Here is a 14,308-nt window from a genome sequence, read left to right as displayed (position 1 = left end):
CCGATGACCACCGATCCGCGCACCGTGCCCGCGGCGCTCGATCGTTTGGCGCAACAGCTCCCCGACCACGACGCGCTGATCACCGAGGAGCGGTCCTTCACGTCCGCCGCGCTGCGCGATGAGGTGCACCGGGCGGCGGCGGCGCTCATCTCGCTGGGCGTCCGGGCCGGAAACCGGGTCGCGATCTGGTCGCCCAACACCTGGCACTGGGTGGTCGCCTGCCTCGCCATCCACCACGCCGGGGCCGCCATGGTGCCGTTGAACACCCGCTACACCGCCGAAGAGGCCGGCGACATCCTGGCGCGCACCGGCGCGCCGGTGTTGTTCGCGATGGGTCGGTTCCTCGGCAACGATCGCGCCACCGGCCTCGACCGCGGGGCCCTGCCGGCGCTGCGGCACGTGGTGCGCATTCCGATCGAGACCGACGACGGAACGTGGGAAGACTTCATCGCGCGGGGCACAGACCTCGACGCGGTCTCTGCCCGCGCCGCCGCCGTCACCCCCGACGACGTCAGCGACATCCTGTTCACCTCCGGCACGACGGGCCGCAGCAAAGGCGTGCTGTGTGCCCATCGGCAGTCGCTGTCGGCCTCGGCGTCGTGGGCGGCCAACGGCAAGATCACCAGCGACGACCGCTACCTGTGCATCAACCCGTTCTTCCACAACTTCGGTTACAAGGCGGGCATTTTGGCCTGCCTGCAGACCGGCGCGACGCTGATCCCGCACCTGACCTTCGACCCGCTGCGTGCTCTGCAGGCGATCGAGCAACACCGCATCACCGTGCTGCCCGGACCGCCCACCATCTACCAGACTCTGCTGGACCATCCCGCGCGCAAGGACTACGACCTGAGCTCGCTGCGGTTCGCGGTGACGGGCGCGGCCACCGTTCCTGTCGTATTGGTCGAACGCATGCAAACCGAACTCGACATCGACATCGTGCTGACGGCCTACGGGCTGACGGAAGCCAACGGCATGGGCACCATGTGCCGCGCCGACGACGACGCGGTCACCGTCGCCACCACCTGCGGACGGCCCTTCGCCGACTTCGAATTGCGCATCGCCTCAAGTGATTCCGGCGAGGCGGGTGAGGTGCTGCTGCGCGGCCCGAACGTGATGCTGGGCTACCTCGACGACCCGGAGGCGACGGCTGCCGCGATCGACGCCGACGGCTGGCTGCACACCGGCGACATCGGCGCCGTGGACGAGGCCGGCAACCTGCGCATCACCGACCGGCTCAAGGACATGTACATCTGCGGCGGATTCAACGTCTACCCCGCCGAGGTCGAGCAGGTCCTGGCCCGCATGGCGGGCGTGGCCGACGCCGCGGTGATCGGCGTTCCCGACGAGCGCCTCGGCGAGGTCGGCCGCGCGTTCGTGGTGGCCCGACCGGGTGCCAACCTCGACGAAGAGTCAGTGATCGCCTACACCCGTGAGCATCTGGCGAACTTCAAGGCCCCGCGGTCGGTGCGGTTCGTCGACGCGTTGCCGCGCAACCCGGGCGGCAAGGTGGTCAAACCACAACTGCGGGAGCTGCCCTGATGGACCTGCAATTGGACGACGACACGCTGGCCTTCCAGGCAGAAGTCCGCGACTTCCTGTCGGCCAACGCCGCGGAGATCCCGACGAAGTCCTACGACAACGCCGAAGGCTTTGCCCAGCACCGGCATTGGGACAAGGTCCTGTACGACGCCGGCCTGTCGGTCATCACCTGGCCGAAGAAGTACGGCGGGCGCGACGCGCCGCTGCTGCACTGGGTGGTGTTCGAGGAGGAGTACTTCCGCGCCGGGGCGCCCGGACGGGCCAGCGCCAACGGCACCTCCATGCTGGCCCCGACGCTGTTCGCGCACGGCACCCCCGAGCAGCTCGACCGGATCCTGCCGAAAATGGCCAGCGGCGAACAGATCTGGGCGCAGGCGTGGTCGGAGCCCGAATCCGGCAGCGACCTGGCCTCGCTGCGGTCCACGGCCACCCGGACCGACGGCGGCTGGCTGCTCAACGGCCAGAAGATCTGGAGCTCGCGTGCGCCGTTCGCCGAGATGGCATTCGGGTTGTTCCGTTCCGATCCCTCGGCCGAGCGGCACAACGGCCTGACCTACCTGATGTTCGACCTCGAGGCCAGGGGCGTGACCGTGCGGCCCATCGTCCAGCTCGGCGGTGACACCGGATTCGGAGAGATCTTCCTCGACGACGTCTTCGTCCCCGACGAGGACGTCATCGGCACCCCGAACGAGGGCTGGCGGGCCGCCATGAGCACGTCGAGCAACGAGCGCGGCATGTCGTTGCGCAGCCCCGCCCGCTTCCTGGCGGCGGCGGAACGACTGGTGCGCCTCTGGAAGGACCGGGGCTCCCCCGACGCGTTCGCCGACCGGGTCGCCGATGCGTGGATCAAGGCGCAGGCCTACCGCCTGCAGACGTTCGGCACGGTGACCAGGCTGGCCGCCGGCGGCGAGCTCGGCGCCGAATCGTCGGTGACCAAGGTGTTCTGGTCGGATCTCGACGTCGCGATACACCAGACGGCGATCGACCTCCAGGGGGCCGACGGGGAGCTCGCCGGGCCGTGGACCGACGGGCTGCTGTTCGCCCTGGGCGGACCGATCTACGCCGGCACCAACGAAATCCAGCGCAACATCATCTCGGAACGTCTGCTGGGTCTGCCGCGGGAGAAGAGGTAATGGACTTCGCACCAGACGAACAGCAGCGCGACTTCGCGGCCAGCATCGACGCGGCGCTGGGCGCTGCGGACCTGCCGGGCGCCATCCGCGCGTGGTCGGCGGGTGATACCGCGCCGGGACGCAAGGTGTGGGAGCAGCTGGCCGACCTCGGCGTCACCGCGCTGGCCGTGCCGGAGAAATTCGACGGGATCGGCGCCGACCCGGTCGACCTGGTGGTCGCGCTGGAACGGCTCGGCCGCTGGTGCGTGCCGGGCCCGGTGGCCGAATCCATCGCCGTGGCACCGGTTTTGCTGGCTGATGACGAGCGCAGCGCGGGGTTGGCGTGCGGCGAGCTCATCGCGACCGTCGCATACCCGCCGCACGCACCGCGCGCGGTGGACGGCGAGGCGGCCGGGCTGGTGCTGCTGGCGACCGACGACGGCGTCACCGAAGCCGCTCTGGGCGTGCGGCACGAGTCCGTCGACCCCAGCCGGCGCCTCTACGACGTGACCGCGACCGGCGCGACCTGGCGAGCGGACGTTAAGCGCGCCTACGTTTTCGGCGCACTGGCGACCGCGGCGCAATGCCTCGGCGCAGCCGAGGCCCTGCTGGACGGCGCCGTCGACTACGCCAAGCAGCGCAGCCAGTTCGGCCGGGTGATCGGTTCCTACCAGGCGATCAAGCACAAGCTGGCCGACGTGCACATCGCGATCGAGCTGGCCCGCCCCCTGGTGTACGGCGCGGCCCTGTCGCTCGAGCCGCGCGACGTCAGCGCGGCCAAGGCCGCCGCGTCCGAGGCGGCCCTGGTGGCGGCGCGCGCGTCGCTGCAGACCCACGGCGCGATCGGCTTCACCCAGGAACACGACCTGTCGCTGTGGCTGCTGCGGGTGCAGGCGCTACGCTCGGCCTGGGGCACGCCCGAGGCGCATCGGCGCCGAGTGCTGGAGGCGCTATGAGTGAAGAACGTCAGCTGCTGCGCGAGACCGTGGCGGCCCTGGTGGCCAAGCACGCGGACCCGGCGGCGGTGCGCGCCGCGATGGTGTCCGAGCGCGGCTACGACGAATCGCTGTGGCGGTTGCTCTGTGAGCAGGTAGGCGCCGCCGCGCTGGTGATCCCCGAGGAGCTGGGCGGCGCGGGCGGCGAATTGGCCGACGCTGCAACGGTTCTGCAGGAACTGGGCCGGGCCCTGGTGCCGTCGCCGCTGCTGGGCACCACGCTGGCGGAACTGGCGTTGCTCGCCGCGGCAGAGCCCGACGCCGAGACTCTGGCCGGGCTCGCCGAGGGCGGTGCGATCGGCGCGCTGGTGCTCGACGCCGATTACGTGGTCAACGGCGACATCGCCGACGTCGTGATCGCCGCGCCCGACGGCCAGGGCGGTGAGATCAGCAGGTGGACACGCTTCACCGCGCAGCCGGTGGCGACGATGGACCCCACCCGGCGCCTGGCCCGGCTGCGGCCCGACGAGGGCGCCGAGATCACGCCGATCGGCCCCGACCCGGGCATCGCAGACGTCGCGGCCATCCTGCTGGCGGCCGAGCAGATCGGCGCCGCCGAACGCTGCCTGGAGCTGACCGTCGAATACACCAAGAACCGGGTGCAATTCGGCCGCCCGATCGGCAGCTTCCAGGCGCTCAAGCACCGGATGGCCGATCTGTATGTCGCCGTCGCCGCGGCCAAGGCTGTGGTGTCCGACGCGTGCGACGACCCCACTCCCACCAACGCCGCCACCGCCCGCCTTGCCGCGACCGAGGCCCTGAACGCCGTTGCGGCCGAGGGGATTCAGCTGCATGGTGGCATCGCGATCACCTGGGAGCACGACATGCACCTGTATTTCAAGCGCGCACACGGCAGCGCGCAACTGCTCGGCTCGCCGCGAGAGCTGTTGCGCCAGCTCGAATCCCAGGTGCTCCTGGCACCGTGAACGGGCACGTCGCACTGCGCGCCGGCATCCCGCCGTTTTATGTGATGGATGTCTGGCTGGCCGCCGCGGAGCGCCAGCGCAGCCACGGCGACCTGGTCAACCTGTCGGCGGGCCAGCCCAGCGTCGGCGCGCCCGAGCCGGTGCGCGCGGCCGCGGCCTCCGCGCTACACCTCAACCAGCTGGGTTACACCGTGGCGCTGGGCATTCCGGAGCTGCGCTCCGCGATAGCGGCGGACTACCGGCGCAAGCACGGCATCGACGTGGAACCCGACGCGGTCGTCGTGACCACGGGCTCGTCCGGCGGGTTCCTGCTCGCCTTCCTGGCGTGCTTCGACGTGGGCGACCGGGTGGCGCTGGCCAGCCCCGGCTACCCGTGCTACCGAAACATCCTCTCGGCGTTGGGATGTCAGGTGGTGGACATCCCCTGCGGGCCGGAGACCCGATTCCAGCCCACCGCGCGGATGCTCGCCGAGCTGGACCCGCCGGTGCAGGGCGTCATCGTCGCCAGCCCCGCCAATCCCACCGGGACGGTCATCCCGCCCGCCGAGCTGGCCGCGATCGCCTCCTGGTGCGAGGCCTCCGGAGTGCGGTTGATCAGCGACGAGGTCTACCACGGACTGGTCTACGACGGGGCCCCGCAGACCAGCTGCGCCTGGCAGACGTCACGAGACGCCGTGGTGGTCAACAGCTTTTCGAAGTATTACGCGATGACGGGCTGGCGGCTCGGCTGGCTGCTGGTGCCGAGCGAGCTGCGCCGGGCGGTGGATTGCCTCACCGGCAACTTCACCATCTGCCCGCCGGTGCTGTCGCAGCTCGCCGCGGTCGCGGCGTTCACCCCGGCGGCGGCCGCGGAAGCCGACGGCAATCTGCGCCACTACAGCGTCAACCGCTCGCTGCTGCTGGACGGGCTGCGTGCGATCGGCCTCGACCGGCTCGCGCCCACCGACGGCGCGTTCTACGTGTACGCCGACGTCTCGGAATTCACCGGCGATTCGCTGGGGTTCTGCTCAAAATTGCTGAACGACACCGGCGTTGCCATCGCGCCCGGCATCGACTTCGACACCGCGCGGGGCCACTCGTTCGTCCGGCTGTCGTTCGCCGGGCCCACGAGCGACATCGAGGAGGCCCTGCGCCGGATGGGCGCCTGGCTGCCGGTCAGCGGTTGAACCGTCCCTCGAGGTACTCGGCACGGCAGGCGTTGCGGGCAAGCTTGCCGCTCGTCGTGCGGGGGATGGCGCCGGCGGCCACGAGGCGCACATCGGCGACACGGATCTGATGATGCCGCGAGATCGCCGCCCGCACCGTCTCGGCGATCGGCCCCAGATCGCGGCCGGCGCCGGCGGCGCGCTCGGCGACGACGACCACCTGCTCACCGGAGCCGCTGCTCCCGGGAAGAGATGAAACCGCCTCGGCTGGAACGGAAAACGCGGCGACGTAGCCGGTGCGGATCGCCGGCGAAGCTTCGCTGACGGTGGTTTCGATGTCATGCGGGTAGTGATTGCGGCCGTCGATGATGATCAGGTCCTTGATCCGGCCCGTCAGGTACAACTCACCGTCGACGTAGACGCCGAGGTCGCCGGTCGCCAGCCAAGACCCGTTGTCGGGAGCGCCCTCGGCGTGGCTGCCCACGTCCAGCCGGGACCGCAGCTTGTTGCCGAACACGCGTCGCGTCTCTTCCTCGCGGCCGAAATACCCTCGGCCGACATTGTTTCCGTGCAACCAGATCTCGCCCACTGTGCCGTCGGGCACCTCCGCGCCGTCTGGGTCGGCGATCACCGCCCACTGTTCGAGGATCGGCTGGCCGCAAGAAACAAGGGAGAGCGCCCCCGACGCCGACGGGTCGACGACCACCGCGCGACCCGCGCCGAGTTGTTCACGGTCGAGGAAGATCGCGCTCGCCGCGGCGTCCGAGGCGATGCTGGCGACCGACAGCGTCGCCTCGGCCATCCCGTAGGACGGCTTGACCACCGTCGCCGGCAGGCCGTACGGGGCGAACGCTTTCGTGAACTGCTCGATCGCCGACATGCTCACCGGCTCCGACCCGTTGAGCAGGCACACCACGTTGCTGAGGTCGAGGTCGTCCCCCCTGGGAGGCAGGCCGCGCTGCGCCGTCAACTCGAAGGCGAAGTTCGGCGCCGCGGCCATTGTCCGGCCGCGGGTCGCCGCGATGCCCAGTTGCTTGATCCATCGGTAGGGCCGGCGAAGGAACGCCATGGGATCCATGAGCGTGACGTGCGCTCCGAAATAGGCCGTGAACACGATCATCATCAATCCCATGTCGTGATACAGCGGCAGCCAGCTCACGCACTGGACGTCGGTGTTCAGCCCGCCGTGCAGGATCATCTGCATCGCGTTGGTGTACACGGCGCGATGCGTGATCTCCACCCCGGCCGGCGTGCGCGTCGATCCGGACGTGTACTGCAGATACGCGAGATCGTCGGTGTCGCGGATCGGGTCGGTGAAGGTGGCGGCGAGCGTTGCGGGCACCGCATCCACGGCGATCATCCGCGGCCGCGCGTGCGGGGGCAGAGTCCGGATGAACGTCCGCACCGATTCGGCCGCCGCCGTCGTCGTCAAGACGGCCGCCGGCCGCCCGTCGGCCAGCACCGCCGCCAACCGCTCGCCGTGCCCGGCCAAGGTCGGCGCAAAGAGCGGAATCGCGACATTGCCCGCATGGATGGCGGCGAAGAAACCCGCCACATAATCGAGCCCCTGTGGTGCCAGGATCGCCACCCGATCCCCCGGTTGGGTGACCTGCTGCAGGCGGGAACCGATCGCGCAGACCCGCGACCACAGCTCGTTCCACGTGAGCTCGACGACCCGGCCGTCCTGGTCGTGCGAGTAGTCGAGGAAGCGGTAAGCCGGGCTGTCTCCGAGCTGGGCACGATTGAGATCGAAATTCGAGGTCAACGTCACGCCCTCGGGCACCACGATCCTGGCGACGGGGGCGCCGTCAGCGGCTACGCTCTCCGAGGCGGCTCTGACGATATTGGTTGACCCGTGATCCCGACTCACGTCGGGACAGATTAATAGACCTTCTTATAATTCGCCGCATTTACCACGGTATGGCGGTCGTCACGTCGCATGACGTGCGGATTAGGCGGCGAGGACCCGGTCCAGGCGGGCCTCCAGCGCACCGCGCTCGCCGACATCCGCCACGTTGACCCCGAACCGTTCGACGAGGGTGTCCACGACGGCGGCGGCGTCCGCCAGCCGGATTTTCTCGCTGCCGTCGGCGCGGTGGATGGTGAGGTCGCGGCCGGCCAGGTTCAATCGGGCGTCCTCGCTGACTCGCGCGGCCATCAGCCCGGTCACGAAGTCCGACGAGGGGTGGGTGGAGGCGAACCAGCTGCCCACCTTCAGATCGACGTCCGGCTGAGTCCGTGTGGTGAATTCGTAGAGCGGCACCCACCGGTCGTGGATGAGGGTCTGCAGAACCAGCCCGTCGCGACGGTCTTCCAGCCGGTACGGCTCGCGCGTCGTTTGCTGGACGCTGCCGGTTTCGAGGCGCAGGGGAGAGGTCGGTGTCTGGCCGCCGAAGCCGACGTCGACGAGATATGACCCCTGCGACCCGGGAAACGTCACCGCCAACACCGTGTGCGTCTGCGCCGGCAACGGTGCGTCGGGCGGGCGCATCCAGACCACCCGGCCGGCCAATCGTCGCGCGCGGAAGCCGATTTCGGAAAGCACGTAACCCATGAGCCCGTTCTGCTCGTAGCAATAGCCGCCCCGGCGCCGGTGAACCAGCTTGTCGGTCAAGGCCTCTGGGCTGAAGTCTTCGACCGGCATCCCCATCAGCGGATCGAGGTTCTCGAACGGGATCGAGTGCGTGTGGGCGGTCATCAGGTGCTGTAACACGTCAAGGGTCGGCTCGGGGGCGCCGCGGAAGTCGATGCGGTCGAAGTAGCCGTTCAGGTCCAGCGTCATACCGCCATTCTGGCCCCATTGCGCCCCGACCGCCGTTGCCAAATCGCTTGATAACGAAGCGCGCCGAAAGATATCCCCGGGAGGTCCCGAGCGTTACTCTTGAGCTCTCTGAGCTTCATGGACCGGAGGTCAAGCGCCGGGGAATGCCCGAAGAACCCAGGTCCGACGGCGTGGCGTCGGTATCCGGCGGAATCGCCGCGGAGTTGGCGGCCGCCGGTTTCGAGGAGGCACGTCAGGTGGCCAGGGGCGGCGCCGGCGTCATCTACTGCTGTTACGAGACGGCACTGGGCAGAAGCGTCGCGGTAAAGGTGCTGCCGTCCCACATCGACGAGGACAGCCGCGAATGTTTCCTGCGCGAGGGCTATGCGATGGGCGTCCTGTCCGGACATCCGAACATCGTCAACATTTTGCGCGTCGGCATGACAGCCAGTAACCGGCCATTCATCGGGACGAAGCTGGTGGGCATGCCGACGCCGCGGGGAAGCTATGGCGCCACGTACATCGATGGCCGGATCGTCGTGGTGGGCGGCGAGGAGCCGACGATGGTGCTCGACGTGGTCGAGATGTACGACATCTCCGCCGGCAAGTGGAGCACGATCGCCCCGATGCCGACCGCGCGTCACGCCGAGGTGGTGGCGACGGTGGGTAACACGGTTTACTGCATCGGCGGCGCTGACCGGCCGACCCACGAAGGGCCCATCGCGACGGTCGAGGCGCTCGATTTCAGGTAGCGGCGCACCTGCTGAGCCAATCCTTGTTTTATATCTGTCGAATATGGGGAAACCGGTACGGACGGGCTGCAGCACACACCCACGAAACGTACGGAGCCCCCTATGAGCAGCACTGTTTGGATTGTGATCGCCGCGATCGTGGCGGTCCTGGTGATCGCAGCGGTGATTTTCGCGGCGAGCAAGGCGTCGCGTCGACGCCGCCAACGGCAGGCCGAGGAGATTCGCGAACAGGCGAAGCTGGAGTCGTCCCGCGTCGAGCGGCGCCAAACGCTCGCCGACGAAACGGCCGCCCGGGCGCGGGCCGCGCAGGCAGAGGCCGAAGCCAAGGCCGCCGAGGCCGCGCGGCTGCAGGAGCGGGCGTCGACCCATCAGCGCGACGTGGCCGCGTCGCGTGAGCAACTCGAGGATCACTGGAAGCGGGCCGACAGCCTCGACCCGAACGTCACGGAGTCGGGCGAGGCGACCGCCGAGCGTCGTGACGGCTCGCTCGGCGACACGCCGCACGACCCGGTGGCCGGAACAGAGCACGCCCGCCCGCACCGGCCGGCATCAAGCTGAACAAGCCCGGGCACACCCGATGGCCCGCCCCCCTCATGCGGGCCATCGGGTGTGCGTCCCTCACACAAGCTGCAAGGCGTCTTCCCAGCATTGCCGGGCGATCTGTTGCTCGCGCGCATACAACATGCCGTAGCTGAAGCCGTTCTCCCCGACCGTCGTCCCCGCCGTCACCGCCATCTGCCGAAGCGCATCCGCGGCGACGACGGTGTCCTGGTGGTCACCGAGCAGGCTTTGAATCTGCTTGTAGTGCCGGACGGTGCGCTTGGCCCCCTTGTTCAGGTGTTTGCGCAGTTCGGCGGCGTAGCGGGCGCGCTTGGCGGCCTTGCGGGCCTTGTGCAGCATGACGTCGTCACCGGACGCGAGCGCCGCGGCCAGCCGCCGATCCGCCTTGAGTTGCGCCTTGCGGGCCGGCTTGCGCAGCGCCTCGACGGAGATCGGTTGGTCGACGGGCGGCGCGTCGCGCCAATCGCGCAGCGCCGCCAGCAACGCGCGGTAGCGGTCGGACTCCATGGCCTCGCTGAGCCGGGCGCGGGCGGGAAGCTCGATCGCCTGCAGATCGGCGCGGATCCGTGAACGGACGGGACCCAGGATCAGCTCCTCGGGCATCGCGTCCAGCGCCTCGCTGAATCGGCGCTGCTGAACCTGGCAATCGCGGACGTCGCCGAGCAGCGCGGCGAACCACTTCAGTTCGCCGTCCATGTCGCCTACCGCCGGCCCGTCGAGGACCGTGGCGAAGACGCGCAGAGTGCTTCTGATGCGTCGCGTCGCGACGCGGGTGTCGTGTATGGTCTCCGGGGTTTCCCCGTCACGCAGTTCCGCATCGCCGTGTTCGATCTGCTCGATCTGGGCGTTGAGATAGTCGACCAACGCTCGGGTGGCCGGTGAGCGCATGAGGTCACGCATTCCCGGAAGCCGGTGGCCGTCAAACATCGGCCGGACGCCGGGCGCGTCGCTACAGCCAGGTGTCCTGGGTGGTCGTGGTGAGGAACGCCTCCAGGTCGTCGCGCCACTGGGCCGGCGTGGTCTTGTCGGGTTCGATGCCGGTGTAGTCGCCGCGGTAGAACAGCAGCGGCCGGGGCTTGATCCTGGGGGCCTCCGACAGGGACTGGACCGCACCGAACACCACGAAGTGGTCCCCGCCCTCGTGCACCGAGGCCACCGTGCAGTCGATGTAGGCGAGCGACCCGTCGATGATCGGCGAACCCAATTCCGAAGGATGCCAGTCGATTCCGGCGAACTTGTCAGGCTCCTTCGAGCCAAACCGAGCCGACACGTCCTTCTGCTTCTCCCTCAGCACGTTCACGCAGAACCGGCCGGTGGCCTGGATGGCCTGCCACGACCGCGACACCTTGGTGGGGCAGAACAGCACCAGCGGCGGGTCGAGCGACAGCGCCGCGAACGACTGGCAGGCGAAGCCGACCGGCACCTCGTCGTGCACGGTGGTGATGATGGTGATCCCGGTGCAGAACTGACCCAGCACCTGCCGGAAGGCCCGCGGATCGATCTGACCTGACATGGCTTCCAGGTTAGGCGCGGAAGCCGACCGTGAAGTCATGACCCCACAGGCTCACCGCGGTGCTCTCCCGGGCGATCCAGTCGTCGTCGTCGACTTTCCTTCCCTCACAACCGAACTCGACGTCGAAGCCGCCGGGCGTCTTCATGTAGAACGACAGCATCAGGTCGTTGACGTGACGGCCCAGGGTGGCCGACATCGGCACCTTACGGCGCAGCGCCCGGTCCAGGCACAGCCCGACGTCGTCGGCTTCTTCGACCTCGACCATCAGGTGGACGATGCCGCTGGGCGTCTGGCCGGGCATGAAGGCGAGGCTGTGATGGCGCGGGTTGCAGCCCAAAAACCGCAGCCAGACCGGCGCCCCGTCGGCGGGCCGGCCCACCACCTGCGGCGGCAGGCGCATCGAGTCGCGCAGCTTGAAGCCGAGCACGTCGCGGTAGAAGTGCAGCGTCTCGTCGTCGTCGCGCGTGGTCAGCACCACGTGTCCCAGGCCCTGCTCGCCGGTGACGAACTTGTGCCCGTACGGGCTGACCACCCGGCGGTGTTCCAGGGCGGCGCCGTGAAAGACCTCCAGGCAGTTGCCCGACGGGTCGGAGAACCGGATCATCTCGTCCACCCGGCGGTCCGCCAGCTCGGCCGCGGTGGCCTCCTTGTACGGCGTGCCCTCCACATCGAGCCGATTTCGGATCTCTTGCAGGCCTTGCGCGTTCGCGCATTCCCAGCCGGCCTCGGAGAGGCGGTCCTGCTCGCCGGGAACGATGACCAGCCGGGCCGGGAAATCGTCCATCCGCAGATACAGGGCACCCTCGGTGCTGCCTTGTGAGCCAGGTGAGCCCTCGACCATGCCGAGCACTTTCAGGCCGAACTCGCGCCAGGCCGCCATGTCGGTGGCCTCGATGCGCAGATAGCCCAGCGACCGGATACTCATCGCATGCCTCCAAGAAAATCGATGGTCAGCTTGTTGAACTCGTCGAACTTCTCCACCTGCGCCCAGTGCCCGCATTGCCCGAAGACGTGCAGCTGCGCACGCGGGATGGTCTTGAGCGCCACCAGCGCGCCGTCCAGCGGGTTGACCCGGTCCTCACGCCCCCAGATCAGCAGCACCGGCTGGCGCAGCTTGTACACCTCGCGCCACATCATGCCCTGTTCGAAGTCGGCCCCCGCGAACGACATTCCCATCGCCCTCGTCGCCGTCAGCGACTCCGGCGTGCCGGCCAGCTCGAAGCGCTGATCGATCAGCTCGGAGGTGATCAGTTTCTGGTCGTAGACCATCACGCGCAGGAAGGCCTCGAGGTTCTGCCGGGTCGGTTCGGCGGAGAACTTGCCCAGCCGCTTGACGCCCTCGGTCGGGTCGGGCGCGAACAGGTTCACGCTCAGGCCGCCGGGGCCCATCAACACCAGACGCCCGGCCCGCTCGGGGTAGTCGAGGGCGAACCGCACGGCGGTGCCCCCGCCCAGCGAATTGCCCACCAGCGGGACGCGTCCCAGGCCCAGCTGATCGAAGAGCCCCTTGAGCGCCCGCGCGGCGTAGCGGTTGAACTGCCCGTGCTCCGCCCGCTTGTCGGAATGTCCGTAGCCGGGCTGGTCGACGGCCAGCACGTGAAAGCGCTCGGCCAGCACCGCGATGTTGCGCGAGAAGTTCGTCCAGCTCGACGCGCCCGGACCCCCTCCGTGCAGCAGCACCACGGTCTGGTCGCTGCCGGCACCCGCCTCGTGGTAGTGCAGCTTGAGCGGGCCGTCCACGTCCACGTCGACGAAGCGCGAGGTCGACTCGAACGTGAGCTCCCCCGTGGCAGTGGGCATCAGACCATCGTGTCGCCGGGCGGCAACCCGAACTCGTTGTTCCCGAAGATCACGTAGGCGCGCTCGGGGTCGTTGGCCGCGTGCACGCGGCCGGCGTGCGCGTCGCGCCAAAACCGTTGCACCGGTTGGTCGTTGGCCAACGCGGTGGCGCCGGACGCCTCGAAAAGACGGTCGATGGCGGCGATGGACCGGCCGGTGGCGCGCACCTGGTCGCGCCGGGCGCGGGCGCGCAGCTCGAACGGGATGTCCTTGCCGGCGGACAGCAGCGCGTACTCGTCGGCGACGTTGCCGCTGAGTTGTCGCCACGCGGCGTCGATGTCACTGGCCGCCTCGGCGATGCGGACCTTGGCGAACGGGTCATCCTTGGCCTTCTCGCCGGCGAACGCCGCGCGCACCCGCTTGCCCTGGTGCTCGACGTGAGCGGCGTACGCGCCGTAGGCCATGCCGACGATCGGCGCCGAGATGGTGGTGGGATGCATTGTGCCCCAAGGCATCTTGTAAACCGGCGCGCTGTTGGTCTCGTATCCGCCGGCCGTGCCGTCGTTCATCGCCTTGTACGACAGGAAGCGGTGCCGGGGCACGAACACGTCCTTGACGACCAGCGTGTTGCTGCCCGTGCCGCGCAGGCCGACCACGTGCCACACGTCGTCGATGCGGTACTCGCTGCGCGGGATGAGGAAGCTGCCGAAGTCGACGGGCCTGCCGTCCTTGATGACCGGGCCGCCCACGAACGTCCACGTCGCGTGGTCACAGCCCGAGGACCAGTTCCACGAACCGTTGACCAGGTAGCCGCCGTCGGTCACCACTCCCGCGCCCATCGGCGCGTACGACGACGAGATCCGGGTCTTGGGGTCCTCGCCCCAGACCTCCTCCTGGGCCCGCTGGTCGAACAGCGCCAGGTGCCAGTTGTGCACGCCGATGATCGAGCTCACCCAGCCGGTGGAGCCGCAGGCGCTGGCCAGCCGGCGGACGGCCTCGTAGAACAGCGCGGGGTCGCACTGCAGCCCACCCCACTGCTCGGGCTGCAAAAGGGTGAAGAACCCGACCTCCTCGAGTTCCTGAACGGTCTCGTCGGGCAGCCGGCGCAGATCCTCCGTCGCCTGGGCACGCCCGGCAATCCGCGGCAGTAGATCGTCGATGGCAGCTAACACCGACTGCGCGTCACGCTGTTGAATGGACGTCACGTAGTTTGCCTCCCCGGGAG

Annotated in this window: 13 protein-coding genes and 1 pseudogene; 7 read left to right on the top strand and 7 right to left on the bottom strand. The window is 69.0% G+C overall.

Annotated elements, in window-relative coordinates; genetic code table 11:
* The first annotated feature begins 3 nt into the window (after positions 1-3).
* Genes fadD3 through A5696_RS02825 form a run of 5 tightly spaced genes read left to right on the top strand, consistent with a single transcriptional unit; the run spans position 4 to position 5,738 of the window.
* Positions 4-1,539: a 3-((3aS,4S,7aS)-7a-methyl-1,5-dioxo-octahydro-1H-inden-4-yl)propanoate--CoA ligase FadD3 gene (gene fadD3 / locus A5696_RS02845; RefSeq protein WP_067873111.1), complete on the top strand. Its 1,536-nt coding sequence runs from the start codon at positions 4-6 to the stop codon at positions 1,537-1,539.
* Positions 1,539-2,672: an acyl-CoA dehydrogenase family protein gene (locus A5696_RS02840; RefSeq protein ID WP_067873109.1), complete on the top strand. Its 1,134-nt coding sequence runs from the start codon at positions 1,539-1,541 to the stop codon at positions 2,670-2,672. The genes fadD3 and A5696_RS02840 overlap by 1 nt, the downstream gene beginning before the upstream one ends.
* Positions 2,672-3,607: an acyl-CoA dehydrogenase family protein gene (locus A5696_RS02835; protein ID WP_067873105.1), complete on the top strand. Its 936-nt coding sequence runs from the start codon at positions 2,672-2,674 to the stop codon at positions 3,605-3,607. The genes A5696_RS02840 and A5696_RS02835 overlap by 1 nt, the downstream gene beginning before the upstream one ends.
* Entirely contained in the window at positions 3,604-4,572 is a 969-nt protein-coding gene (locus tag A5696_RS02830) for an acyl-CoA dehydrogenase family protein (protein ID WP_067873102.1), read from the top strand. Before A5696_RS02835 ends, A5696_RS02830 begins: the two co-directional genes overlap by 4 nt.
* Positions 4,569-5,738, top strand: coding sequence for a pyridoxal phosphate-dependent aminotransferase (locus A5696_RS02825; RefSeq protein ID WP_156738225.1), 1,170 nt, complete (start codon positions 4,569-4,571; stop codon positions 5,736-5,738). Before A5696_RS02830 ends, A5696_RS02825 begins: the two co-directional genes overlap by 4 nt.
* Here A5696_RS02825 and A5696_RS02820 read toward each other — a convergent pair.
* Together A5696_RS02820 and A5696_RS02815 are read right to left on the bottom strand one after the other, a co-directional pair.
* Positions 5,728-7,560 carry a fatty acyl-AMP ligase gene (locus tag A5696_RS02820; RefSeq protein ID WP_231964211.1) on the bottom strand — a complete coding sequence of 611 codons (1,833 nt, stop codon included), beginning with the start codon at positions 7,558-7,560 and terminating at the stop codon, positions 5,728-5,730. The two genes, A5696_RS02825 and A5696_RS02820, sit on opposite strands and share 11 nt — an antisense overlap.
* Before the next feature lie 108 nt (positions 7,561-7,668).
* Positions 7,669-8,499: an arylamine N-acetyltransferase gene (locus tag A5696_RS02815; protein WP_067873096.1), complete on the bottom strand. Its 831-nt coding sequence runs from the start codon at positions 8,497-8,499 to the stop codon at positions 7,669-7,671.
* Between the two features lie 449 nt (positions 8,500-8,948).
* Here A5696_RS02815 and A5696_RS27525 point away from each other — a divergent pair.
* Together A5696_RS27525 and A5696_RS02805 are read left to right on the top strand one after the other, a co-directional pair.
* Positions 8,949-9,230, top strand: a pseudogene (locus A5696_RS27525) (kelch repeat-containing protein); the annotation flags it as partial.
* A 102-nt stretch (positions 9,231-9,332) separates the two neighbouring features.
* A complete protein-coding gene (locus A5696_RS02805) occupies positions 9,333-9,788 on the top strand; it encodes a hypothetical protein (protein WP_067873090.1) in 456 nt (151 codons plus the stop codon).
* A gap of 60 nt (positions 9,789-9,848) precedes the next feature.
* Here the strand turns inward: A5696_RS02805 and A5696_RS02800 are convergent, their stop codons facing one another.
* The 5 genes from A5696_RS02800 to hsaA all read right to left on the bottom strand — a co-directional run bounded on the left by A5696_RS02800 (position 9,849) and on the right by hsaA (position 14,288).
* Positions 9,849-10,679: a CHAD domain-containing protein gene (locus A5696_RS02800; protein WP_231964209.1), complete on the bottom strand. Its 831-nt coding sequence runs from the start codon at positions 10,677-10,679 to the stop codon at positions 9,849-9,851.
* A 61-nt stretch (positions 10,680-10,740) separates the two neighbouring features.
* Positions 10,741-11,304 (bottom strand): 3-hydroxy-9,10-secoandrosta-1,3,5(10)-triene-9,17-dione monooxygenase reductase subunit, encoded by a 564-nt coding sequence (gene hsaB, locus A5696_RS02795; RefSeq protein ID WP_067873084.1) that lies wholly within the window; start codon positions 11,302-11,304, stop codon positions 10,741-10,743.
* 10 nt (positions 11,305-11,314) lie between these two features.
* Entirely contained in the window at positions 11,315-12,229 is a 915-nt protein-coding gene (gene hsaC, locus A5696_RS02790; protein WP_067873081.1) for an iron-dependent extradiol dioxygenase HsaC, read from the bottom strand.
* On the bottom strand, positions 12,226-13,104 hold the full coding sequence (hsaD, locus tag A5696_RS02785; RefSeq protein ID WP_067873077.1) for a 4,5:9,10-diseco-3-hydroxy-5,9,17-trioxoandrosta-1(10),2-diene-4-oate hydrolase: 879 nt from the start codon (positions 13,102-13,104) through the stop codon (positions 12,226-12,228). Before hsaD ends, hsaC begins: the two co-directional genes overlap by 4 nt.
* On the bottom strand, positions 13,104-14,288 hold the full coding sequence (gene hsaA / locus A5696_RS02780) for a 3-hydroxy-9,10-secoandrosta-1,3,5(10)-triene-9,17-dione monooxygenase oxygenase subunit (protein WP_067873074.1): 1,185 nt from the start codon (positions 14,286-14,288) through the stop codon (positions 13,104-13,106). The genes hsaD and hsaA overlap by 1 nt, the downstream gene beginning before the upstream one ends.
* Between the last annotated feature and the right edge of the window lie 20 nt (positions 14,289-14,308).

The organism is Mycobacterium sp. E2699, assembly GCF_001666745.1.
GTDB lineage: Bacteria > Actinomycetota > Actinomycetes > Mycobacteriales > Mycobacteriaceae > Mycobacterium.
This window is presented reverse-complemented; position numbering and strand designations above follow the sequence as displayed.

What these genes read in the sequence shown, in the direction of transcription:
- fadD3 (WP_067873111.1), top strand. Translation starts at nt 4, where the DNA reads ATGACCACCGATCCGCGCACCGTGCCCGCGGCGCTCGATCGTTTGGCG.
- A5696_RS02840 (WP_067873109.1), top strand. Translation starts at nt 1,539, where the DNA reads ATGGACCTGCAATTGGACGACGACACGCTGGCCTTCCAGGCAGAAGTC.
- A5696_RS02835 (WP_067873105.1), top strand. Translation starts at nt 2,672, where the DNA reads ATGGACTTCGCACCAGACGAACAGCAGCGCGACTTCGCGGCCAGCATC.
- A5696_RS02830 (WP_067873102.1), top strand. Translation starts at nt 3,604, where the DNA reads ATGAGTGAAGAACGTCAGCTGCTGCGCGAGACCGTGGCGGCCCTGGTG.
- A5696_RS02815 (WP_067873096.1), bottom strand. Translation starts at nt 8,499, where the DNA reads ATGACGCTGGACCTGAACGGCTACTTCGACCGCATCGACTTCCGCGGC.
- A5696_RS02805 (WP_067873090.1), top strand. Translation starts at nt 9,333, where the DNA reads ATGAGCAGCACTGTTTGGATTGTGATCGCCGCGATCGTGGCGGTCCTG.
- A5696_RS02800 (WP_231964209.1), bottom strand. Translation starts at nt 10,679, where the DNA reads ATGCGCTCACCGGCCACCCGAGCGTTGGTCGACTATCTCAACGCCCAG.
- hsaB (WP_067873084.1), bottom strand. Translation starts at nt 11,304, where the DNA reads ATGTCAGGTCAGATCGATCCGCGGGCCTTCCGGCAGGTGCTGGGTCAG.
- hsaC (WP_067873081.1), bottom strand. Translation starts at nt 12,229, where the DNA reads ATGAGTATCCGGTCGCTGGGCTATCTGCGCATCGAGGCCACCGACATG.
- hsaD (WP_067873077.1), bottom strand. Translation starts at nt 13,104, where the DNA reads ATGCCCACTGCCACGGGGGAGCTCACGTTCGAGTCGACCTCGCGCTTC.